This window comes from Prevotella sp. LCP21S3_D2, assembly GCF_052118345.1.
Taxonomy (GTDB): Bacteria; Bacteroidota; Bacteroidia; order Bacteroidales; family Bacteroidaceae; genus Prevotella.
The window spans coordinates 1-1,251 of record NZ_JBQKHJ010000068.1 but is presented as its reverse complement, the minus strand read 5'-3'; the positions used below and the strand labels follow the sequence as shown (position 1 = coordinate 1,251).

The 1,251-nt window shown below is 47.0% G+C and carries 2 tRNA genes and 1 rRNA gene; all 3 read right to left on the bottom strand.

Going from position 1 to position 1,251, the window contains the following annotated elements:
• Positions 1-693: ribosomal RNA gene (locus ACTQ16_RS16590) — 23S ribosomal RNA — on the bottom strand; the annotation flags it as partial.
• 224 nt (positions 694-917) lie between these two features.
• Positions 918-991: transfer RNA gene (locus ACTQ16_RS16585), tRNA-Ala, on the bottom strand.
• Between the two features lie 25 nt (positions 992-1,016).
• Positions 1,017-1,090 (bottom strand) — tRNA-Ile (locus ACTQ16_RS16580).
• Positions 1,091-1,251 lie beyond the last annotated feature (161 nt).

Sequence of the window (1,251 nt, the reverse complement as noted above, 5' to 3'; positions counted from 1 at the left end):
ACTGTGCGCCCTGTTCAGGCTCGCTTTCACTGCGGCTACGTGTCTCATGACACTCAACCTCGCCAGTGACGGTAACTCGTAGGATCATTATGCAAAAGGCACGCCGTCACATCGCAAGATGCTCCGACCGCTTGTAGGCGCATGGTTTCAGGAACTATTTCACTCCCCTGCTCGGGGTTCTTTTCACCTTTCCTTCACAGTACTCGTTCGCTATCGGTCTCACGGGAGTATTTAGCCTTACCGGATGGTCCCGGCAGATTCGCGCAGGATTCCTCGTGTCCCGCGTTACTCAGGATACCGCTATGCCTGATCTGGCTTCGTGTACAGGATTATCACCTTCTGTGATGTAACTTTCCAGATACTTCCACTCACCATTTCAATACAATGTCGCGGTCCTACAACCCCAGCCACGCCTTGCGACGCCACTGGTTTGGGCTGTTCCCCGTTCGCTCGCCACTACTGGGGGAATCATTCTTTTATTTTCTCTTCCTGCAGGTACTAAGATGTTTCAGTTCCCTGCGTTAGCTCTCTTACTTGGTAAGAGTAACCGTCCTTCAGACGGCTAGGTTGTCCCATTCGGAAATCTCCGGATCAAGGGTTATTTGCACCTACCCGAAGCTTATCGCAGCTTATCACGTCCTTCATCGCCTCCGTGAGCCTAGGCATCCGCCATACGCCCTTTCTTACTTTCTTTAAGACTGTATTCTTGTTACTCGTTTCCGAATAACGAATAAGTAGCTCATACTTTCAGCTGTATTCTAACAAAGTGAAATCTCATCTTGCGATTTGATTTACTTTAGTCTGAACTAAAGTTCATTACTTACAGTTTTGCTTGTGTCAATATGTCAAAGATCTTTTTGTGTAGAATTTTAATGATTGGCTCCTTTCAGTCGCCTATCCTTAAATTCTCACAATAGTGGAGAATAACGGATTCGAACCGTTGACCCCCTGCGTGCAAAGCAGGTGCTCTAGCCAACTGAGCTAATCCCCCAGTTTGAGATATTATATGAAGAATGTAGTCCCAGGCAGATTTGAACTGCCGACCTCCACATTATCAGTGTGGCGCTCTAACCAACTGAGCTATAGGACTGTGTTGGTAAAGAGTAGCATCTCTGCCGAACATTCTCTATCTCTTATTTAATTAAACAGATGGTGCGTACAAGAAGAGAAGCGAACTTTTAAGTCCTGTTCCTAAATCTTCACAGGAAATTCGTCTCTCCAGAAAGGAGGTGTTCCAGCCGCACCTTCCGG